This window comes from Alkalinema sp. FACHB-956, assembly GCF_014697025.1.
Classification (GTDB): domain Bacteria; phylum Cyanobacteriota; class Cyanobacteriia; order Leptolyngbyales; family Leptolyngbyaceae; genus Alkalinema.
The window spans coordinates 24337-46929 of sequence record NZ_JACJRC010000006.1 but is presented as its reverse complement, the minus strand read 5'-3'; the positions used below and the strand labels follow the sequence as shown (position 1 = coordinate 46929).

15 protein-coding genes are annotated in these 22593 nt (G+C 51.5%); 10 read left to right on the top strand and 5 right to left on the bottom strand.

Annotation, left to right across the window (positions count from 1 at the left end; all coding sequences use genetic code 11):
* Window positions 1-208 precede the first annotated feature (208 nt).
* Window positions 209-2503: a tetratricopeptide repeat protein gene (locus H6G21_RS09180; protein WP_190572959.1), complete on the top strand. Its 2295-nt coding sequence runs from the start codon at window positions 209-211 to the stop codon at window positions 2501-2503.
* Window positions 2504-2515: 12 nt separating this feature from the next.
* On the opposite strand, the gene H6G21_RS09175 is transcribed toward H6G21_RS09180, so the two are convergent.
* Window positions 2516-3898: an ATP-binding protein gene (locus H6G21_RS09175; RefSeq protein ID WP_190572957.1), complete on the bottom strand. Its 1383-nt coding sequence runs from the start codon at window positions 3896-3898 to the stop codon at window positions 2516-2518.
* Between the two features lie 1451 nt (window positions 3899-5349).
* On the opposite strand from H6G21_RS09175, the gene H6G21_RS09170 reads away from it, so the two are divergent.
* Window positions 5350-6090, top strand: a complete 741-nt coding sequence (locus tag H6G21_RS09170) for a hypothetical protein (protein ID WP_190572955.1) — start codon at window positions 5350-5352, stop codon at window positions 6088-6090.
* Between the two features lie 72 nt (window positions 6091-6162).
* Here the strand turns inward: H6G21_RS09170 and H6G21_RS09165 are convergent, their stop codons facing one another.
* Complete coding sequence (locus H6G21_RS09165; RefSeq protein WP_190572953.1) at window positions 6163-7521, bottom strand: tellurite resistance TerB C-terminal domain-containing protein; 1359 nt, start codon at window positions 7519-7521, stop codon at window positions 6163-6165.
* Between the two features lie 490 nt (window positions 7522-8011).
* Here H6G21_RS09165 and H6G21_RS09160 point away from each other — a divergent pair, with 490 nt between their 5' ends.
* From H6G21_RS09160 to ftsY, 5 genes are all read left to right on the top strand, one after another.
* Window positions 8012-8848 (top strand): HpsJ family protein, encoded by an 837-nt coding sequence (locus H6G21_RS09160; RefSeq protein WP_190572952.1) that lies wholly within the window; start codon window positions 8012-8014, stop codon window positions 8846-8848.
* 172 nt (window positions 8849-9020) lie between these two features.
* A complete protein-coding gene (locus tag H6G21_RS09155) occupies window positions 9021-9962 on the top strand; it encodes a glycosyltransferase family 2 protein (protein WP_190572950.1) in 942 nt (313 codons plus the stop codon).
* A gap of 283 nt (window positions 9963-10245) precedes the next feature.
* A complete protein-coding gene (locus H6G21_RS09150; protein ID WP_190572948.1) occupies window positions 10246-10989 on the top strand; it encodes a DUF502 domain-containing protein in 744 nt (247 codons plus the stop codon).
* Window positions 10990-11026: 37 nt separating this feature from the next.
* Entirely contained in the window at window positions 11027-11668 is a 642-nt protein-coding gene (gene nusB, locus H6G21_RS09145; RefSeq protein ID WP_190572944.1) for a transcription antitermination factor NusB, read from the top strand.
* 106 nt (window positions 11669-11774) lie between these two features.
* On the top strand, window positions 11775-13496 hold the full coding sequence (gene ftsY / locus H6G21_RS09140; RefSeq protein ID WP_190572942.1) for a signal recognition particle-docking protein FtsY: 1722 nt from the start codon (window positions 11775-11777) through the stop codon (window positions 13494-13496).
* A gap of 88 nt (window positions 13497-13584) precedes the next feature.
* Here ftsY and H6G21_RS09135 read toward each other — a convergent pair whose 3' ends face one another.
* Together H6G21_RS09135 and H6G21_RS09130 are read right to left on the bottom strand one after the other, a co-directional pair.
* Complete coding sequence (locus H6G21_RS09135) at window positions 13585-14259, bottom strand: response regulator (RefSeq protein ID WP_190572939.1); 675 nt, start codon at window positions 14257-14259, stop codon at window positions 13585-13587.
* Window positions 14260-14305: 46 nt separating this feature from the next.
* Window positions 14306-15451 carry an ATP-binding protein gene (locus tag H6G21_RS09130; protein WP_199307122.1) on the bottom strand — a complete coding sequence of 382 codons (1146 nt, stop codon included), beginning with the start codon at window positions 15449-15451 and terminating at the stop codon, window positions 14306-14308.
* A 353-nt stretch (window positions 15452-15804) separates the two neighbouring features.
* Here H6G21_RS09130 and H6G21_RS09125 point away from each other — a divergent pair, with 353 nt between their 5' ends.
* From H6G21_RS09125 to nblS, 3 genes are all read left to right on the top strand, one after another.
* A complete protein-coding gene (locus H6G21_RS09125; protein WP_199307121.1) occupies window positions 15805-17124 on the top strand; it encodes an FAD-binding oxidoreductase in 1320 nt (439 codons plus the stop codon).
* 17 nt (window positions 17125-17141) lie between these two features.
* On the top strand, window positions 17142-18569 hold the full coding sequence (locus tag H6G21_RS09120; RefSeq protein WP_190572937.1) for a heterodisulfide reductase-related iron-sulfur binding cluster: 1428 nt from the start codon (window positions 17142-17144) through the stop codon (window positions 18567-18569).
* Between the two features lie 96 nt (window positions 18570-18665).
* The gene (gene nblS, locus H6G21_RS09115; protein ID WP_190573228.1) at window positions 18666-20621 is read left to right on the top strand and encodes a two-component system sensor histidine kinase NblS; all 1956 of its coding nucleotides are present in this window, start codon (window positions 18666-18668) and stop codon (window positions 20619-20621) included.
* A gap of 277 nt (window positions 20622-20898) precedes the next feature.
* On the opposite strand, the gene ribBA is transcribed toward nblS, so the two are convergent.
* Window positions 20899-22554 carry a bifunctional 3,4-dihydroxy-2-butanone-4-phosphate synthase/GTP cyclohydrolase II gene (ribBA, locus tag H6G21_RS09110; RefSeq protein WP_190572936.1) on the bottom strand — a complete coding sequence of 552 codons (1656 nt, stop codon included), beginning with the start codon at window positions 22552-22554 and terminating at the stop codon, window positions 20899-20901.
* Between the last annotated feature and the right edge of the window lie 39 nt (window positions 22555-22593).

The following is a 22593-nucleotide window of genomic DNA, read 5'->3' as shown; positions in this document are numbered from 1 at the left end:
ATACTACAGAGATGACAATCCGATCCTGTCGGATATTCCAGATACTCTGAAATCCTTGAATGTTGGGAGTTGTCGGGTTTTGTCGGATCTTGTTCCCTTTCCTGACAACTGAGGCGATCGAGGTCTGGAAAAAAGAAAATCGAATCGTTAGATTAAGGAGAAGAAATACTTAGCGGACGATATGGAGTGTGATGAAGCGCTAAGGCTGATGAATGAGCTATTTCATCAAGCCACCGGCGAACCCTTGAGCAATTTACACCAAGATATTTTTCGTTGTGCTTGGGAAAATTGTACCTACGAAGAGATGAATTTAGGGTACAGTCCCAGTCACATTCGCGAAGAAGGCTCCAAGCTATTTCGAATTTTGGGGCAAACGTTAGGCCAACCCGTGAACAAAAGAAACTTTCGCGCGGTGCTGGGCCATTATGCCCATCAGTACTGTGTGGGGAACGGTAATTCCTGTCGAACGGATACCCTTTGGATTCCCCGTGATCCCGAATTTACCCAACTGGATGCTCTCATCGATCGCGGGACTAAAATCATTTTGATCCATGGGGAAGGCGGATTGGGCAAAACGCGTTTGGTGCGGAAATACCTGGAGCGACGATCGTTCGCTAAAACCCTAATCTTTCAAATGGGCACCGATCCGGAACATTTAACCAACGCTAAAAGTTTAGTGGGGGACTGGCTTAGCAAAACCTTTGGGGACAGAGCAGGGCGGGACTTTATGCTGAACTTGATGCAACTGCGGCATAGGCTAAGCGATCCCCAGCAGTTTGTCGGTATTCTGATTGACGATTTAGATACGGCTTTGGATGGGGACTCGCGCTTTGTGCCGGACTGTCGGGACTATGTGCAATTGTTGGAAATGCTGTCCGATCCGCAGGTGAATGCCGTGACGTTTTTAGTCAGTCGGACGCGCCTCCATGAAGAACGCTTGGACGTTGAAGCCTTGGCCCTGGATGGGTTGCCCTTGGCGGCTTGGCAGGATTACTTTCAACGATCGCAGCTTTCCCACACAACCCCTGCCCTGGTCGAAATGTGGCGCACTTGGGATGGGAATGCTTTGGCCATGCGCATCCTAGCCACAAAGATCCAGCAGGATTTGGGGGGCGATGTTGAAGAAGCTTGGCAGGATGGCAATCGGGGGTTGTTGCACAGTGGCGAACTTCAGCACCTAGTGGCTCGCCATTTTGATGATTTATACCGCATTGCTCCGGAAGCTTATCGGTTACTTTGCCGCTTGGGAGCCTATCGTTACCAGGAAATTTCCCATGTTCCGCGCAAAGGAGTGGAGTGTTTGCTATGGGATGTGGCTAACCTCCAGCGTCATCCTGCCATTTTGCAATGTCTTCGCGATCGCTCGCTTTTGGAATGTCGGGATAATGGCAAATTTTGGCTCCACCCCATGATGCGGATGGAGGCCCGCAGTCGGCTCCGGGACGATCGCCCCGGTTGGGAAATGACCCACCGTAAATTAGCTGAATTTTGGTTGAATTCTATTGTCCATGTCGATCGGGTAGAAGATGCGCTGCAAATCCTCGAAGCTTATTATCATTACTTAGAAGTTAGCGATTACGATAAAGCCTGTGATGTATTAATTACCCTGCGTCCTAGCCGTTGGGGTAAAGAACTCCAATTAGGTTGGCTGTTCTATCGCTTTGGTGAAGTCCAAAAGATTACTGAAGCGATTCATCGAATCGCCCCCCACCTGCTGAATGACACGCGGTTGGGTCTGTTGTTGAATCTGTGTGGTTACATTTATCGAATCGCTGGCGACTTAACCAATGCGATCGAAATTCATCAACGCGCCCATTACATCGCCAAACATAACCGTAGTGAAGATTTAAAACTCTCTTCACTGTTGAATCTAGGACTGTGTTTGATGGAGTTATGGCACATTGAAACGGCTCTTATGTTATTCCGGCAGACTTACCAACTGGCCGGACAACTGCAATCAGAAGGATATCGGCTCTATTCTGCCTGTTGCTTAGCCTATCTCTATGCCTGCCAAAATCAACCGGAGGCCGCCCGATCGCAACTCCAGACGATCAACTTGACCGCCCCCGATCGTTCCGCTTCGATGATGGGACGGGGCTACAGTTGGCTCTTTTTAGCCCATACCTACCGCCATTTGGGGGAGTACGATCGGGCCCTGCAAGCCTATCAGCAAACAATTCGTTATGCGGAGGAGCAGGAATTTACTCAAATTCGAGCGAAGGGATTTCATGGCCTCGCCCAGATTTATCGGATGCAAGGCAACTTAACCCTCGCATGGGAGCACCATCTCAAAGCCATTAGTCTATTGCAAGCGATCGGCGCAAAATGTGACCTCGCCAAAGCCTATGCCCAATTGGCCCTCACCTTCCAGCAAATGGGGAATTGGGAACAAGCGGAGGGATTCTATCAACAAGCTCGACAGATGTTTAGTGATATCCCAGCCCCCCGGCGCGTTAGTTGGGTGGATCAATTGCTGGGGCGATCGCCCCGAGCTTCCCTGTAATAGGAAGGGGGGTTACAGGGTGAACTCTGCAAATTCTGGGGTAACCATGGGCGTGCCCATCGGTTTCGATGAGTTTGGTTTCGATGAGTTCGGCTCAGCCTCGGTTGGGGCTGCTGCATTCCGTTCGGGTTGATTCCTAGTGGTTTGCAACAGCTGACTCACCGAGAGGTTGGGATTCTGGTGCAGCACGTTTAACACGCCGATCACATCGCGTACGAGTTCCCCTGGGGTCAGCAATGCCTCCGCCCCCAGCCGATCGGTCATCGTTTGCAAAATTTGTTGTAAATCCTTAGGTGCAACCGGTTTGGCATAGTCGTAGTGCGATCGATGGATTTCTGCTAAGCGCTGTAAGAGTTCTAGCAATTGCCCATGGCTCAAGGGTTCTAGCCGCACCACAGGGGCGATCGCGTCTGTTAAGCCCGACTGGCTCAGTAAGCGATTCTGACTAGTACGTCGCTGCCAAGCGGGATCGCTATACAGTCCCCGGCGCGGATCTTCAAGAAACTGCGGTGTCCCCCCGACAATAATTCCCAGATAGCTCACTCGCCCCTGCATCGTGTCATTAAACATGGCCAGCAACTTATCGTAGTTATTCTGGCGGGTAACGGTCGTCGTAATTTTTGTTAGGTGGATCGCCTCATCCAACAGAACAATTAAACCTTTATAGCCAATGTCCGCTACAAATTTTGCTAACAGCTTAATGTAGTCATACCAAGTTTCATCATCGACGATCACCCGCACCCCCAAGGCGGATTTCGCCTCGGTTTTCGTGGCAAATTCCCCCCGTAACCAGCGTAAGGCCGCTTCTTTCTGCGCTTCGTTATCGCTGCGATAGCCCGTCCAATAGGCAATGATGACGTTGGCAAACTCAAAGCCATTCACCAAATCCGCCACATCCTGAGTCACCTCTCGGATCTTGGCCTCCACCTCACTGTCAAACCCTTCATCATTGGGTCGCTTGCCGCTGTCCTGCGCTACCTGGGTTTGAATCGCCGCAATCCAGCGTTCTAGGATGGTTTGCAGCGCGCCCCCATCGGGACGACTTTTGGTAGAGAGGTGGTGTAGTAATTCGCGGTAGGTGGCCAGACTCGCGCCCCCTGCCCCGGCCAACCGCCGTTCAGGGGTAATGTCCGCATCGGCAACCACAAACCCTTGTTCCAGGGCTTGCGATCGCAGCAATTGCAGCAAAAAGCTTTTACCCGCGCCGTACCGCCCAATTACAAAACGAAAACTAGCCCCACCAGCCTCGATGTTGCTGAGGTCATGGCTGAGGGTGGCCAACTCCCGATCGCGTCCCACAGCAATGTGTTCCACCCCAAGACGAGGGACTACGCCCGATCCCAAAGCATTGACTAAGGCCGTCGAAATGCGTTTTGGGAGTTTGGTTTGCGTCATTGCACACCTCAAGCTAGGGGGAGTTAGGCATCTGAGAGGTTCAGTCTACACAAATTTTTTCCTTTCAGCATGGCTTTCCCCAGAGAATTTGGCAAATTCTTCGTTGAGCAGGGGGCAAGAAGACATCAGCAGGAAGATATCAGTAAGAAGACATCGGCAAGAAGATATCAGTAAGACCCCTTAGGAGAGGCCCTAATCAATGGATCTTGATATGTGGCCAAATCGCATTAACATTGCGATCGAAATGTAGCCAAATCGCACCGGAATTCTGGAAAAAACTTTGTATTCCTTAGAAAGAGCGAATTAACTTGAGGGTCTAAATAGTGAAGGAGGGCAGCGATTCAACTTTCTAATCGTTCAGAGGATAAATAAGGGAAAATTTAGGATTTCCTGCGAGTTTTGGGCAATTCAATCACCTTAACTTGGTTGACTAAGTTGGGACGATCGGCAATGTCGATGTTCCCCTGCAACGATTAGAATAAGCGAATATACGTAATATGAAATATACGTATTACTACACTGGATCAATAATGAGTCAGTCAATTGCAGGAAAAGTCATCACTGACTTCTGCATTTAGGATGGTTCGTTATGTTGATTTTGGTTCATTTCCCCTGTTGATTGTTGGTTCTCTCTGCCCTGTTGGTGATTGACGGTGAGTCTGATTGCTGACTGTGAGGCAAAGTCCGTTATGCCTAACGTTGGTGTTCGGATGGTTGACCGTTAACGCATCTATAAGTTTTCCCAAAGTTATTTAAATACTTAATTGAACATTGTTCAGACCATTTAGGGTGCCATCGTTGAATCTTGGCTGCTGCGTCTCAGTACGTTGCTGGCAAGGATGTTTACGCAGGGACACAACAGTCTAGGGCCGTTCCTTGTTTCCGCTTGAGTGATCGCAATCAGTGAATATTTGTGGTGCAAAAATCTAGCTGTCAGAATCGTTAGTTGTAGAAATCTGCGGTAAGTCTGCAAAGAGCTCAGTTAGCCCAAGCAATTTTGGGAACCTTCTGAAGGAGAGCGACTTGGCCATAGCGATCCGACCATGGGGAGTGTTCACTCAAGGGTTGTTCTAGCAGATTAGTTCTAATTGCGTCCTTCTATCCGCGTCCTTCTAATACAAGCAGTTCTAACGTAGTGCAGTTTTACCCAAAGGGAATTTTCAGTCACTGGCTACACCGACTGGGGCTGGTTACCACCCACAGGGCTCCAAAAATCTTTGTATAGAGATATTTCGTAGCATTGGGGTACTCATAAGGGTAGGGCATTGAGGGGAAGATACGAATCTATCAAACGTCAGATATTGAACTGACATCCCCATTCACCTCGCAAGCTTGCACACAAACAGGGACAAGGGTTTTGCAGTGGTTTGAGGAAAGTAAAGATGGCAAGGCGGTTTAAATTATCTTCAATAGTATTGAAACTAGCAGCGATCGGAGTCTTGGGATGTGTCATGGCACCCACTAGCCAAGCCGCTGTAACCTATAGACTTGATGACATTGACGGAGATACATTGCCTGAAGATCTCTATCCCGTCGGCATTACACCAGAAAATGTAAATTACAAGGGCAATATTGTCGGAGATTGGATGTGGATGAACTCCTATCAGGTGCAGCAAGGGGGAGATCTTCTCAAATCGATCTCCTTGACCTGGGGGGCTCCGGGGCTCTGGACGGGTTACACCGGGTTATCCGACTGGAAGACTCGTCCCTATCCCATCAGTCTTTTCCTCTATAGTGACCCCAACAATGATGGACGGCCTGATGATGCACAGATTTTGACCCAGGCAGAAACCACCATCACCCAGCCTGATACCCTAACGTTCACCACGGTTGATATCCAACCCACTCAGTTAGCTGTGGGTAGTAATTTCTTTGTGGGAGCGTTGTTCCGCAATCAACTACGGGGGCAGCTTCCTGCCACAGTCGATTCATTTAATTCAGTGGATAACCGCTCTTGGTATGTGATTGCCAACCATGGGGATAATGAGCCAAGTAATTTTGATCCAGTCAACCTCAATAACAACTATGGCAAACCCACCCCTTTAGCTCCGGGTTCTGGCAATTGGGTTTTGCGGGTTAATGGCACAGCATCCCAGCCCCCCCGCAAAATTCCAGAATCGGGAGCGGGTTTGGCATTGTTAGGAGTGGGGGCTTGGTTGGTAGGGCGTACAGTGTCCCGTCGTGCTCGGTAATCTATCAGCAATCTATCGGCAATCTATCAGCAATTTCAGAGGGCAGAATTAGCAGGGCTGCTAAGCGGGTTGCTAAGCGGTTTTCTGGCTTGCTTCGTAGGCTTGCACCACTTTTGCGACTGTGCTGCGATACTCCTGGGCAATGATGGGGGTGTTGGTTTCGGACGTGGTTTCCAGAATCAGATCCCCGATCGCTTCTAGGGCTTGTTCATTGATGGCATCAATCAGCAGTTCTGGCATCGTCAAATTCGATTCTGCGATTTGCTTCAGGGTGCCTGCCGGATTGGCTTCCTGGGCGATCGCGCAGAGGGCCTGCAACTCATAGTGGGGCAGCTGATGAACGAAGGTGATCCAACCTGGACTCAGGGCAGCTTGACTCAGATCGAGGTCGATGGGGGCTGATGGATCAGTGGGGACAGAGTGACCTGACGAATGGCCATTCTGAGCGATCGACCCCTGCCACGCGGTCGCGAAGGAGGGATGGGTTGCCGCCGAATTAGCACCCTGGAGAACGGTGGCTGAAGTGGATAACTGTTGTTGCTGTTGGCGCAGGCTGGTGAGTTCCCGATCTAGATCGTCCTTCTGCGTCCGGCGCTCTAAGATTTGCTCTTCCAACTGCCCCAGTTCCCCATGGAGGGAGCGGATTTGTTGTTGCAGTTGATCGATCGCCCCCTGAAGAGATTGAGCCCCTGCTTCCACCTGTTGGCGCGTGGGTTCGGCAGCAGCCACGAGGCGATCGAGTTCACTGCGGTACTGTTCTAGGGTGGCGACTTGTTCTTGTAACTGGCTTAATTCCTGCTCTAACTGGTGCTTCGTGGTTTGGAGGTGTTGAATATCTTGTTGCAGCCGCATTTGGTGTTTCTGCTGCTCGGCAACTTTTTGTTGAACTTGTTTGAGCTCCGCCTGGGTGGTGGTGAGACTCAGTTCAGCCCGTTGCTTGGCAGCTAGGGTAGTCGTCAAGGATTCATTGACCGCCGCTTCTTCCTGCTCCAGTTCCTTAATCTTGCTGTCTAAGTCTTGAATTTCTGCGGTGGTGCGGCGTTGGGTGGGGACTGAGAGATCCCAACTGGGAAAAGGCTGGTTCGATCGATGACTGACCGCATTTTGCGCCTTCATCTGCTTGGTCTGGGATTGCAGGGAATTAATGTTGGCGATGATGCGATCGTGTTCTTCAATCACATCCAGTAGGTCAATATAGGCTTCCGATCGTTTACGTTGTAGGGCTCGGATGTGGCCTTTGAGTTCATCAATCCGCCAGGTCAGCGCATCTTCTGCTTGGCGCGAGGCGACGATCGCGCCCACTTGGCTACCCAAAAAGGTCAAACACCCCGTTCCCAATGCTTTACCCCAATCGCCCTTGCTAAAAACCAAGCTGACACCAAAACTGATGCCAAAGGCCACGGAAGAGAGCAGAAAGCGATTTCCAGACATAGGTCGTCAAGGTTACGGAGAACGTGAGCGTTGAACTTAAATGTTGAACTAGAAACGTTGAACTAGAAACGTTGAACAGCGGACGTTAAACGGTTGATCAATAGGGAACAATGGGCGTTTTTATTTTATCGAGGATAGATGAACTGGACTGTCATCGATCGACGGATTTTGCCCATGAACCAGCGGCTGGCAGACGGTTTGGCTGACGACTGGCAACAATAAGAGTGTATGGTTCTTACAGTGAATGCATGGGCTGACCGCGATCATGACGAGCGGTGACTGTAATGTAGCCTAAACCGCCTAATCCCGATCGATCCCCGAAATCAATTCCGTATTTCTACGAATAGTTTAAACGTACCAATCAAGCTGCGACCAAAAACTTTCTACCGGGATTCTGAAATAATCGTCGGTAACACAAAGAATTTGGGGTATCCTCTCTTAGATTCAAACCGTTTAAGGTGCCGAAATTATATTCAATTTGAGTAATTCGATGAAATCAGCAACCTCCGCCCTCTCAGCCCCCTTTATTCTCAAAGTTGCCGGATCAGTCATTCTGTTATCTGCACTTGTAGATTATCTTTCACTTCTGATTCCCTTCCAGGCATCCAGCAAGGAGTGGGTGATCACCACCGTTAGCCAATCGATCGATCGAGGGTTTGTCCCTTTGATTGGTTTGGTTCTGCTTTATGTGTCTTACTTTCTAGAAAGTGGGACCCTCGCCCCCCAAGGCAAATCGCCCTTCGTGACTGGACGGTTTTGGGCGATCGCGCTCTCCTGCCTCTTTGGTCTCGGCTTTCTCTTTTCCAGCCCTGCTTATTTCCTTAACAGCGGTGACTTAGTGACCAACCGCCTCAAAACCATTTCTGAAGAGCGCGATCGCATCGTTGCCCAGACCGAACAGGAAGAAAAGATTCTAGAGGCTCAGATTCCGCAACGTCTAGCCCAGTTACAGGAACAAGTCAAGGACAAAGCCAAGTTAGATCAAGAACTCAAAGCCCTGACCGACGCTGTGAACAGTGGGCAACTGAAAGGGGATCAACTAGAGCAGGCTAAAAAAGCTCAGCAGGATCTAGAAAAGCTCAAATCGGATCCCAATCACCTCAATAATATGGCTAAGGACTTTAAAGATAAGGAATTAATGCGGATCCGAGAAAATCGGAAAAAAGCAGAAGACCAATCTAAAAAACTGACCGATCAAACCAATACAGATGTTACGAAGACCCGGATCCGCATGGCGTTAAACAGCCTACTGTTTGCGATCGCTTATACGATCGTGGGCTGGGTCGGTTTGGCGGAAATGGGTACTTTCAGCAAGTCCAATCGTTAACCCGTTCCCCAATTCGGGCAGTCTAAACAGAGAATTGAGCGAAGCCGGTTGTTATGAACTGTCAACGCTTGATTCTCCTTTTTTATGATCTAAACTGCGGGTCAAACGGACGATGACTTGTGATGCTGGGATAAATTGTGACGCTGGGACAAATTGTGACGCTGGGGCAGCCATGTTTTCCATCTACATCCTGACTTACAACGAAGAACTGGATATTGCAGCCTGCCTGGACTCGGCATTGCTGTCCGACGATGTGATTGTGGTGGACTCCTTTAGCAGCGATCGCACGGTTGAAATTGCTCAGCGCTACAGCCACAAGCATCCTGTCCGTGTTGTGCAGCACGCCTTCGAAAGCCACGGCAAACAGCGCACTTGGATGCTGCGATCGATCCCCACCAAATATGAATGGGTTTACATCCTGGAAGCCGATGAACTCATGACGCCGGAATTGTTCCAAGAATGCCTCCGCAGCATTCAGCAGCCGGAACACATCGGTTACTACGTGGCGGAACGGGTGATGTTCATGGGTCAGTGGATCAAGTACAGCACCCAATACCCGCGCTATCAAATGCGCCTGTTCCGCAAAGACAAGGTTTGGTTTTCCGACTATGGCCATACGGAACGGGAAGTTTGCGATGGCTCCACGGGCTTTCTCAAAGAGACCTATCCCCACTACACCCAGGGTAAGGGCTTTGAGCGTTGGTTCGATAAACACAACACCTACTCCACCAACGAAGCGAAGGAAACAATTCGTCAACTAGAGCAGGGCAAAGTGGACTGGCGGAAAATCTTCTTTGGAAAAACAGAAGTTGAACGACGCCACGCCCTGAAGGATCTCTCGCAACGAGTCCCCTTTCGGCCCCTAGTTCGCTGGATCTATATGTATTTCTTCCTGGGAGGCATTCTAGATGGGCGTGCGGGATTTGCCTGGTGCACGTTACAAGCCTTTTACGAATACATGATCCTGCTGAAGGTCTGGGAGTTTCGCCACATGCCCGTCCCAACCGTATCCGGTGCTGCGCTGCCGGACGCAACCCTTAACGGCAACAGCAACGATGCGCTCCAGCCCTTGGACAGAAATGATCCCACTACGATCGTAGAAAATGTCAATTAAGCTACAATAGGTTCACAAAATTAATCAGTTTACGATCGAAATATTCAAGATCTTTAAGTCGATCCCGATAGACTTCACGGAAAGCACACCGCTAAAATGAAGCCAACTCAGATTTGCAACATTTCTTTACTAGTTTTGCAACTGAATGTAAAGATCAAGCGCAAGCGGCTTAATTTTAGTCAACGCTAAAGGACGATTCCTTGGTTCAAGATTCACGAATTTGTTCAAGATTGGCTCCATCGGGATCACGACTGCCAATTTGCGGGGAGAGGCCACTACCGAAATGCTAAACCGCCTGAAGCAAGATCTGAAAAATGACCTGATTGCGGGTCTGTTGGTGATAATCCCACTGGCAACAACGATCTGGCTGACCTATACGATTGCGACTTGGGTTATTGAGTTTCTAACCCGCATTCCCAAACAACTGAATCCTTTTGATGGCTTGCATCCCCTGTTGGTCAATCTCCTAGATTTTTTAGTCGGGTTGACTGTCCCCTTGCTTTCCATCTTGGCGATCGGGCTAATGGCCAGGAATATCGCTGGGCGGTGGCTGCTGGAGCTGGGTGAAAGTGTTCTCCAAGCCATTCCCCTCGCAGGGCAGGTCTACAAGACCCTGAAGCAGCTATTAGAAACGGTCCTCAAGGACTCCGCTGGGAAATTTCGTCGAGTGGTGTTGGTGGAATATCCTCGGGAAGGGGTTTGGGCCTTAGGATTTGTCACAGGAACGATTAGCGCTGAGATTCAATCCCACTTTAGCGGTACGATGCTCAGTGTTTTCGTCCCAACCACCCCCAACCCCACCACGGGCTGGTATGCAGTTGTCCCCGAAACGGCGGTGATTAACCTCGCCATGCCGATCGAGGATGCCTTCAAAGTCATTGTCTCCGGTGGCATTGTCAGCCCCGATGCTTTAACCACCGTATCTCCCGGTAGCGCGATCGCCGGATCAGACGCCCTACCCATGAATCAACTTTTGGAGCGGGATTTGCAACCCGTGACGATCGAAGACCCATCTAATGTAAGATAAGCAAGCCAATCCGAACCTCGTCAATTTTTATCGCGCCATGCAAGCTCGTCGTATCGCCCGTGAACTCGCCCTTCTGAGTCTAAGCCAAATGCCCAGCAAGCCAGAACGGCTGAATGCGCAGTCTTTGCAGGATATTGTGGTGGCTGCGGTGCGTACCTTGGCATCGGAGGCACGGGATACGTTGGAAACGGCCTCAGCGGAACTGCAACGTAGTAATAGTCAACTGCTGGATAGCGAAACCCGCGCGAGCAGTCCGGAAGCCGCCAAGGAAATGTTGAAGGAATCCATTCGGTTGACGCAGGAAGCCATCAACCGTCTCGGCCATACGTTAGAGATTCCTGAATTTTTGCAGTTGTCCAATCAAAAGGATGTACGGAATTACGCCCTTGAGATTTTGGGCCGTTTCCAGACCGATCGCGCCACGGTGGACGCAGTATTAAATCAATCCCTGGTGGATTGGCAGTTGAACCGTTTGGCAGGCATCGATCGGGATTTATTGCGCATTGCCGTCGTGGAAATGATGTTTTTGGGCACTGCGCCGGAAGTGGCGATTAACGAAGCCGTGGAATTGGCCAAACGCTACAGCGAAGAAGATGGTCACCGCTTTATTAATGGTGTTCTCCGGCGGGCGTACGAGCAAATCAAAGGGGGCGTTCAGGCGAGTGCATCCCAGTCCTAGCCAGCATGGTCGGCTTCGGAAAACCCCACTGAAGCCAGTCGAACGGGACAGCAGTTCATCTTGTAGGATTTAGAATGATTCCTTCGCAGTTGTTTGGGTAAGGTCAATGACGTTTAACTGGTTCAATCGCAAGCTCAACGAGCAGCCGGAAACAGACAAAGCCGCTGAACCAAGTGAGCCCACGTCGGAAACCAGTGAATCGGCGGCCCAACCTTCCCAGGAAGAGTATCTCAACTTTGCGAAGCTAGCCTACGAGAATCTCAAGAAAAAGCAGGCAGCTCAAGCGGAAGCACAGGAAGAATCGTCTCAAGAACAACCTGCTGCTACAGAGTCCACGGAAGCAGATTCTGGGGTTTCAGCAGCGGCCACCGAGGTGGAGCCAGACATTACTGAGCCAGACATTGCTGAACCAGACATTGCTGGATCACCCGTGACTGAACCAGGCGTTGCTGAGACAGCCGTAGCAGACGCAAATGTTGCTGAGGCAGCTGAGCCGGAAATTGCTGAACCAGGCGTAGCTGAGCCGGAAATTGCTGAGCCAGAAGTTGCTGAGCCAGCAGCAGCAGAGGCTGGAACCCAGGCAACTCCTGTGCCAGAAGCACCTACGGAAGCTACACCCGTCCTGGCTGCGGATGCTAGCAGTGCGACGAGTGAGGCTGACGGGGCAACCGCTCAACCGCTTTGGTTACGGGCTGAAGCCGATCGGGAAGCACGGTTAGAGCGGCTCCGGGAAACCGCGATCGAAGAACCGGAACCGATCGTGGCTCAAACCCCAGCCGCCAAAAGTTCCACTCCGCAACCCATCTATGAACCGATCGATCTCGATGACGGCTTTATCTGGTCTGCGGAAGTGCTAGCAGCCCAAGGGCGGCGCATTGAAGACATCACGATCGAAGAAATTACCTGGCTGAAACGGCTGCGGCAGGGACTCGATAAAACCCGGCGGGGTCTGATTAACCAACTGAAGGCGATCGTGGGTCAGGGGCCGCTGAATGAAGATGCGGTTCTGGAAATTGAATCCCTGCTACTGCAAGCCGACGTGGGAGTTGCTGCCACCGATGCGATCATTGCAGGTTTACAAAGTAAATTGCGGGAAGAAGCTCTCCCCCCCGATCAAGCGATCGCCTACCTCAAGCAACTTTTGCGGGACATGCTGGAACAGCCCGTGCGGGAAGGGGGCTTCAAACGCGGCTTTGGCCCAGAAAAAGACAAGCTGAACATCTGGCTGATGACGGGTGTGAATGGTGCAGGTAAAACCACCACGATCGGTAAACTTGCCCATGTGGCCAGCAAATCCGGTTACCAATGCTTAATCGCAGCGGCGGATACCTTCCGAGCAGCGGCAGTTGAGCAGGTCAAAGTCTGGGGACAACGCAGTGATGTGGAAGTCATCGCCAACCCCGGCCAGAATACCGACCCTGCCGCAGTGGTGTTCGATGCGATTACCTCGGCCCAGTCGCGGGGCACGGAATTGCTGCTAGTGGATACCGCAGGCCGCTTGCAGAATAAGAAAAATCTGATGGATGAGCTAGCCAAGGTTCGCCGCATTATTGATAAAAAAGCAGAAGGTGCTAACGTCGAAGCCTTACTGGTGCTCGATTCCACCCTTGGACAAAATGGCCTTCAGCAAGCCAAAGTTTTTGCGGAAGCGGCTCAGTTAAGTGGTGTGGTGCTTACCAAACTGGACGGCACTGCAAAAGGCGGCATTGCCTTAGCCGTGGTTCAACAGCTAGGCTTACCGATTCGTTTTATCGGCGCGGGGGAAGGGATTGAAGATCTCCGTCCGTTCTCCAGCTATGAATTTGTCGAAGCCCTGATTAGCGGTTAATGCCGATCGGTCTGCCCCCTCGATGCAACGAAAACTCGATGTGCCTTCGGGGGGGACTTCCGTGGCTTGAACTAGTCTGCTGTTTGGACTAGGCTGCGAGGGGTGGGCTGTGGGAGAGCACCGATGAGATCGGGCATTCAGACAACAGCGCTGCACTTTCAGGGGTTAATGTTTCTCGCAGGGCGCAAACCTGTTGCAGGATTGCCAGTTCTTTGGCATAGTCAGAATTGGTCGCGATCGTTTGCCAGTCCTGATGCTCCTCTTGCAAAAGGTGAATCACAACATTCAGGTTAGACAAAGGATTACGGAGTTCTTGATAGAAGTAATTCAATAAACCATTGTGATGGTTACTGATGTCTTCTCCTGCTCCCGTATTCAAATGTTGGGTTAATGCAGCATATTTGTCCAATCGCGTTGCAATTGCTGCGAAGAGCTCATCCGGTGTAAATGGTTTGAACAGATAATCATCTGCGCCCAACTCCATGCCTCGGCGCAAATCAGCTTTGGTTGTCCGAGCTGTTAGAAAGATAAACGGCAATGCCGACGTATCAGGATTCTGGCGCATTTGGTGTAGAACCGTAAAGCCATCCACCTCCGGCATGTGCACATCACACAGCACCATGTCCGGTTGTTGCTGCTGGGCTAGCTCTAGTCCCGTTGGCCCATCACAGGCCGAGATCGTTTGAAATCCTTCAACTTCCAGTAGGTCTATCAAGCATTCCCGGACGTTTTTATCGTCCTCAATCACCAAAATTGTCTTCATAGTTCTTAGATGCACCTAAAGGGAACCAACTGCGAGTAGCACTGATTCAAGCCACCACGGAAGAAGGCGGATGTACCAAGGTCTGGGCCAACGGTAGGGTCACCGTAAACGTCGATCCTTGACCCACCTCACTGTGAAATTCCACATGGCCGTCATGCCGGTCAACACATTGTTTGACGATCGCCAATCCCAGCCCTGTACCGGGAATGGTGCGAACATTGCTGGCTCGGTGGAATTCGTGGAAGAGGTGAGCTTGGTCTGAAATCGGGATTCCAATGCCCTGATCTTGGATCCGAAAGACTACCTCTTCTTTGTTACACACTACGTCAAAGAAAATACTTTGACCTTGGGGAGAATACTTAATTGCGTTGGAGAGTAAGTTCCCCAAAATGTGGCGTAAAAGGCGTTCATCTAAGCAATGTTGAGTATTTCGGTCATGGAGCAAGTCGGGGGAGTACGTAAAAACCACAGGGTGGGTGAACCCCTCGGAGGGTTGGAGATCGTGCAGGACATCCTGGCACACCTGAAGAAGGTTCAACGGCTGTGGTTGGTAAGTCAACTTGCCAGCCTCCGCTTCTCCGATCGTCAGGACATCATCCAAAAGTTGATGCATGCGGCGAATCGATCCGTGGATTCGCTGAAAGTAAGCATCTCGTTTATCGTCAGCCAGTTGGGTACCGTAGCGATTTAATAATTCTGTTGAGAATAAAATTGAATTGAGGGGGTTACGAAACTCGTGGGCCACCATCGATACAAAGCGAGCTTGCATCTCGCAGATCTCTTGCTGTTGCTGTAGTGATTCCCGGAGCGCAGATTCTGCTTGATGCCGAGCGATCGCCAGTTCGATCGTGGTGATGAGTTCCCGATCACAACAGGAATGCAGAAGATACCCATAGGGATGGGTTGCTTTGGCCCGTTCAAAGGTTTGGGGCTGCGTCTCGTTGGTCAGGTAAACCACGGGGCGATCGCAAATCCCCCGCAGTTGATCCGCTGTCTCAATCCCATCGAGGGTACCCTGAAGGTGAATTCCCATCAGGATGAGGTCAGGCAACCGTTGCTGTACAAGGGCGATCGCTGTTGTTCCATCCGCTACTAAACCCGCGACTTCATACCCTGCCTGTAATAAACGGGTTTTGACCGCTTGGGCGAGGATGGCATCGGCTTCAACAATGAGAATCTGGAACTTGGGCATAGACTAACCCATGGGTACGGTTGATTGGCAGTGGGTAAGGACTGTCTGGTGAAAGGACGGGTCTGGTCAACGGTATTAGATCGATGGCGTTAGATCGATGGGTAGCCCCAACGGGTTGAGGGGCTTGGAGAGAGGGATTCCAGGACGCCCCTGGTGGGCTGGTAACCGGGATTCGTAAACTTCCTCCAGGCCGAACTAGACGGTGCGAAGATGAATGTCCGCAGAAAAATTACGGTGAGATAGTTTTAGCTTGCCCACGGAAACAGGTGGATGTACCAGGAAAACGGTAAATTAGTGGATGGCGATCTTAGATGTAGATCAAGTGATCTAAAGAGTGGGGCGGTGCAAAACACGTGCAAAACACGATCGTGAAAGAATTGGCAGCAAGGTGGGACGGCGATCGGATGCAGCTTTGGGACGAGGTGTCCCCAGCGCTACAAGCAACCTGGCACCGAGCGATCGCGCCCCAGCAAACGGTAGTTGGGGTGATGACGCCGCAGACGCTGGAAGAACTGAGTACCATGGTGGTGCAAGCGCAGGACTTGGGCTGTGCGGTGGTGCCGATGGGGCAGGGTAGTAAGTTGGGATGGGGGGGCTTGGCCCATTCCTCTAGGCCGATCGTCTTCCTCAGGATGGCTCCCTTCAATCGGGTGATTGACCATGCGGTGGGGGACTTAACCGTCACGGTGGAAGCGGGGTTGACCTTGGCGGAATTACAACGAAGTTTAGCCACTGCGGGGCAGTTTTTAGCGATTGACCCCAGCTATCCCAATCACGCCACGATCGGCGGCATCATCGCCACGGGGGATACGGGAGCCCTGCGCCATCGCTATAACAGCGTGCGGGATATGGTGCTAGGGGTGACCTTTGTGCGATCGGATGGGCAGCTTGTTAAAGCAGGGGGGCGCGTGGTGAAAAACGTAGCGGGCTATGACCTGATGAAGCTGTTAACGGGCTCCTATGGCACCTTGGGCGTCATCACCCAGGTGACGCTGCGGGTCTATCCTATTCCAGAAACGGTGCAAACGGTGGTGCTCTCCGGAGCGCCCGATCGTATTGGCCAAGCCGCGCAAACCTTATTGAATTCCGCCCTGACCCCGATCGCCCTGGATGCGATTTCAGCCCGTGTCAGTTCCCACCTCCAGCTAGGTGATGCCATAGCACTCCTAGTCAGATTCCAAAGTATTCGCGAAAGTGTGCAGGAACAGAGTCAGCGCTGCGTTGACTTGGCGACGACCTTAGGCTTAGCTGCCACGATCGTGCCCCCGGAAACGGAGGGCGATCTATGGAGACGCTTGGGAGAATGTATGACTCCAACGGATCAGACCGATCGCATAACCTGCAAAATAGGCATGAAGTCCTCAGGGGCGATCGCGCAACTCCTGCAATGGGAAACGCAATTGCCGGGATTAGGCGCAAGGCTCCATTTGGGTAGTGGCTTAGGTCAACTGGTTTTGCCAGCCACGATTCGATCGACGCAATTGCTCGCAGCCAGATCGATCTGTCAAGCCGCCGGTGGATTTTTGACCGTGCAAGAAGCGCCGATCGCCCTGAAACAGCAAATGGATATCTGGGGAGAGCGCGGAGCCGCCTTGGCCATGATGCAAGCCATCAAACAGCAATTTGATCCGCAGCGACTGTTCAGTCCCGGTCGGTTTATCGGTGGAATTTAAGGAAACGGAGCAGAATCATGCAAGCACCAGAGACTTCGACCGCCCCCTCAATCGGGGATACCCGTGAACCCACCCAGGCAAATTTGCCGATCGATGCAGCATCCACCTCAATCAGTGATGCGTTGGCCAGCTTAAAGGGCTTCGATCCACAAAATCCGCCCGATCCGAAACTGATTGACGCCTGTGTCCATTGCGGGTTCTGTCTGTCCACCTGTCCCAGCTACCGCGTCCTAGGGACGGAAATGGATTCGCCGCGCGGTCGGATTTACCTGATGGATGGGGTGAATGAAGGTCAGATTCCCCTGTCTCCAGCGACGGTGCAGCATTTTGATTCCTGTTTGGGCTGTTTGGCCTGCGTCACCACCTGTCCTTCTGGGGTGCAGTACAACCAGTTGATTGAGGCTACCCGATCGCAGGTGGCCCGCAACCATCCCCGATCGCTGCCTGAAAAGCTGCTGCGGAACCTAATTTTTCAGACCTTCCCCTATCCCGAGCGGCTGCGGGCGCTCCTGCGGCCTGTGGTGCTGTACCAGAAATCTGGATTGCAAAAGTGGTTGCGATCGCTCAAACTGCTCCCACGCATTTCCCCCCAATTGGCGGCCATGGAAGACATGCTGCCGGAGGTTTCCCCCCAAGCCTTTCAGGATCGACTGCCGGAAGTGGTTCCAGCGGTGGGCCAGCAACGCTATCGGGTGGGTCTGATTTTGGGCTGTGTGCAACGGTTGTTTAATCCAGAGGTGAACGAAGCAACGGTGCGAGTTCTGACCGCAAATGGTTGCGAAGTCGTGATTCCCAAAAGTCAAGGCTGTTGTGGTGCGCTGTCCCACCACCAGGGCGAAGAAACCCAAGCCCAAACCCTGGCCAAGCAAATGATTGATACCTTTGCCCAGGCGGGGGTGGATTATGTACTGATCAATGCTTCTGGTTGTGGCCATACATTGAAGGAATACGGCCATATTCTCCAAGAGGATGCAGACTATGCCGATCGGGCCAAGGCATTTGTCGATCGGGTCAAGGATGTGCAGGAATTTTTGGCGGACGTGGGCTTAACGGTTCCCTTGCAACCGTTGCAGACCGCCCCATTAACGCTGGTCTATCAAGATGCCTGTCACATGATTCATGGTCAAAAGATCAGTGTCCAGCCCCGGCAATTGCTGCGCCAGATTCCTGGGGTGCAACTGCGGGAACCGATCGATGCGGCTCTGTGCTGCGGCAGTGCGGGAATTTACAACATCCTGCAGCCGGAGGTGGCTGCGGAGCTGGGACAACAAAAGGTGACGAATCTGACCAATACGGGCGCACAAGTCATTGCCTCCGCCAATATTGGCTGTTTTGTACAAATTTCCAAGCATTTAGCCCTGCAAGGCAAATCGGTGCCCGTGCTCCATCCTATGCAGTTGCTGGACTACGCGATACGAGGCATTGCCTTAGACGCCGACCCCTAGATGACAAGACTGAGACTCCAGTCCGCTCGATCGGCCAATCACCTATAATTTCTAGCTGGTATCTTAGAAAGTAACAGAAGCATTAGGCGAAAAACGCTGGTGGAAATTCTCAGAACGTTGCGGAATGTGTTGTTGCGTTGGTGGTCGGACTTTACGCTCCAGACCAAGTTGATGGCTGTCGCCACGTTGGTGGTCTCATTGGTGATGAGCGGTTTGACGTTCTGGGCGGTCAACACCATTCAATATGACGCACGGCTGAACGATACCCGCTTTGGCAGTGACTTGGGCTTGCTGTTAGCGGTGAATGCTGCCCCATTGCTGGCGGAAGATAACAAATCTGAACTGGCTCGCTTTTCCCACCGTTTCTATAGCAGCACCGCCAGTATTCGCTATATGCTCTACGCGGATCCGGATGGCAATATCTTTTTTGGTATCCCCTTTTCCGACTCCGAGGTGCAAAATTCTTTAACCATCAAACGGCGCATTCAGTTGCCGGATGACTTTTCCGAGCGATCGGATTTGCCCATGGTGCGCCAACATCTCACCCCCGATGGTGAAGTGACCGATGTCTTTGTGCCGTTAGTCTACGAAGGCCAATATCTGGGCGTGTTGGCGATCGGGACGAACCCCAATCCCACGGCAGTAGCCTCATCCCATTTGACGAGAGATGTTACCACCGCTGTATTTGTTTCGATTTGGGTCATGGTGATTTTAGGTGCGGTGTTTAATGCCCTCACCATTACCAAGCCCATCAAGGAGTTACTGGTAGGGGTGCAAAATATTGCCAAGGGTAACTTTAAACAGCGAGTGGATTTGCCCCTGGGGGGAGAATTTCTGGCATTGATGTCCAGTTTCAACGAAATGGCGGAAAAGCTGGAGCGCTACGAAGAGCAGAATATTGAAGAACTCACCGCTGAAAAGGCCAAACTGGATACGCTCGTCTCGACGATCGCCGATGGGGCTATCTTGCTCGATACGGATTTTCAAGTGGTGTTAGCCAATCGCACTGCCCGTCGCATTTTTGGCTGGGAAAACCAAACGCTGGAAGGCGAAAACGTTCTCTATGCCTTTCCCGCAGCGGTACAGGCGGAACTCACGCGACCGCTCTATCAATTAGTGCGCGGAGAACTGAAGGAAGAAGCTGAATTCACGATTACCCTCAAGGAACCCACCCAGCGCACCATTCGTATCCTGCTGAATAACGTCTTGGATAGTGCAAGGGAAAATGTTAAAGGAATTGCCCTCACAGTTCAAGATATCACCCGTGAAGCTGAACTGAATGAAGCCAAGAGTCAATTCATCAGCAATGTGTCCCACGAGCTTCGTACCCCGTTGTTTAATATCAAGTCGTTCATTGAAACGCTCTATGAGTATGGGGATGCGTTGGAACCCGAGCAACAGCGGGATTTTCTGGAAACGGCGAACCGGGAAACCGATCGGCTCACCCGCTTGGTCAATGATGTCTTGGATCTGTCCCGGTTGGAATCGTCCCGGACCTATACCTTGGATGCGGTGGATCTGAACCAAACGATCGAGCAAACCCTGCGCACCTATCAGTTGAATGCCAAAGATAAGGGCATCACGCTGATCCAAGATGTGCAAGCGAATATACCTGCCGTTTTGGGGCATTACGATTTGTTGGTGCAGGTGTTTGCCAATCTGGTTGGCAATGCGATGAAATTTACTAGCTCCGGCGGTGAGGTGGCAATCCGAGCCTACCTACTGGATGAATGTGATGTGGATCACCAGTCCCAACGGGTACGTATTGAAGTGAGTGATACCGGCATTGGGATTGATCCGGAGGACCAAGAAGCGGTGTTTGAGCGCTTTTTCCGGGTGGAAAATCGTGTGCATACCCTAGAAGGGACTGGGCTAGGGCTATCGATCGTCCGAAACATCGTCCACGACAAGCATCACAGTCAAGTTAACATCATCAGTGAAGTCGGGGTTGGTACGACCTTCTGGTTTGATTTACTGGTCTTTCAAGATCAAACGGACTTGCTGATTGAGTCGGAGGAAATGCTCCAGGAAAATACTGCGATCGCCAGTTAATCTATCGCCAGTTAATCTATCGCCAGTTCATCTATTACCAGTTCATCTAATCGCCTAAGCGCTAGGTTCTGTACTACACATGCGCCCGCGAGACTGGGATGCCCCCAGGAATCCTGTAGAACGCGATCGCCCACAATACACGATCGGCCCTACAACAGAATATCCCCACAGTTGGATGCTGCGGGGCAATCTATATCACCTATATATTCGGGCTGCCCATCGAGCATATTCGGGCTGCCTATCAAGCTGACCGATCGCGCCAGTTGACCCACAAAGTTTAAGGACGAACAAAGTTGTAAATCACTTGAGGTTGCAAGTGGTTTAACTTCTCCTCTAAGTCGCTCATCAGGTAGGTTTCGCGCTCTAACTGCACCTGTAAACCCGTTAAAGGATCGGAACCATTGGAAGCCAGCATCGAAATTTGACCAATATTCATCCAGTGGGGTAATTGTCGCAGCAATCCAAGGATGGCTTCGCTATCGGGATGGGTCGGATCCTCGTACCAGTTGGGATTGTTCCCTTCAGTATCCTCGGTTCCTAGGTTGACAATTAACGAAGCTTGCTGCATCAAAGCGGAGGCTACGGGTCGCACTTCCTCTTGGAGCATCAGGCCATAGCCACGGGCTAAAAATCGTAATTTTTCCAACCGTTCATAGCGCTCTGCCAACGATCGGGGTTCGTCTGCCCAGGCGATCGAGAGGGTAGCGAGATAGTTCCGCAGGAACATATGGCCCAATTTCTCAGCTTTGGTGGCCAGGTAATTGGCGTTGTAATTGGTGGCTTCGATCAACAGTGGAACGCGATCGACTAGTTCGAGGCCATATCCTTTCAAGCCCGCAATTTTGCGCGGATTGTTGGTGATGAGGCGAATTTGCTTCACCCCTAAATCATTCAAAATCTGTGCTCCAACGCCATAATCCCGCAGATCCGCTGGAAATCCGAGGCGCTCATTTGCTTCCACGGTGTCCAGTCCAATATCTTGCAAAGAATAGGCCTTGAGCTTATTGACCAAGCCAATTCCCCGCCCCTCTTGGCGCAGATACACAACAATGCCTCGGCCCGCCTGCTCAATCATTTTCATGGCTGCCTGCAACTGCATCCGACAGTCACACCGCAAAGATCCTAGGGCATCGCCTGTGAGGCATTCTGAGTGAACCCGTACCATCACCGGCTGCTCTGCAAAGGTTTTGGGATTGCCTTTGACGATCGCAATATGCTCCGATCCATCTAGGATATTGCGATAGGCATAGACCTGAAATTCCCCAAACTGGGTCGGCAAGCTGGCTACGGTTTCCCGTCGAACAAAGCGCTCATGCTTGAGGCGGTAGCTGATCAGATCCGCAATGCTAATAATTTTGAGGCCATGGATCTTTGCGTACTGAATCAACTCTGGCAGACGCGCCATTGAACCATCGGGATTCTGAATTTCGCAAATAACGCCCGCTGGATAGAGTCCCGCCAGTTCTGCCAAATCCACGGCTGCTTCGGTATGCCCCGCCCGTTTCAGGACACCCCCATCCCGCGATCGCAGGGGAAAAATATGGCCGGGGCGACGGAGGTCGTTGGGCTTGGTGTTGGGGTCGAGGGTGGCTTGAATGGTGCGGGCCCGATCCTCTGCGGAAATTCCCGTCGAAACCCCGAGGGATGGAGAGGCATCAATGCTCACGGTGAAGGCGGTTTGGTTGGTGTCCGTGTTTTCCCGAACCATGAGGGGTAAATCAAGCTCATCTAGACGCTGGCCCGTCATGGCTAAACAAATCAGACCGCGTGCCTCAACTGCCATGAAATTAATCATGTCGGGCGTAGCAAACTGGGCCGCACAAATGACATCCCCTTCGTTTTCTCGATTTTCATCGTCCACGACCACAACCGCCTTTCCGATCTTGAGGTCAGCAAGGGCGGACTCGATCGAATCAAAGGCGAAAGTCTGCATCAAACCAGTTTGGAGTTGGCGGATTGAGAAGTTCAAGGT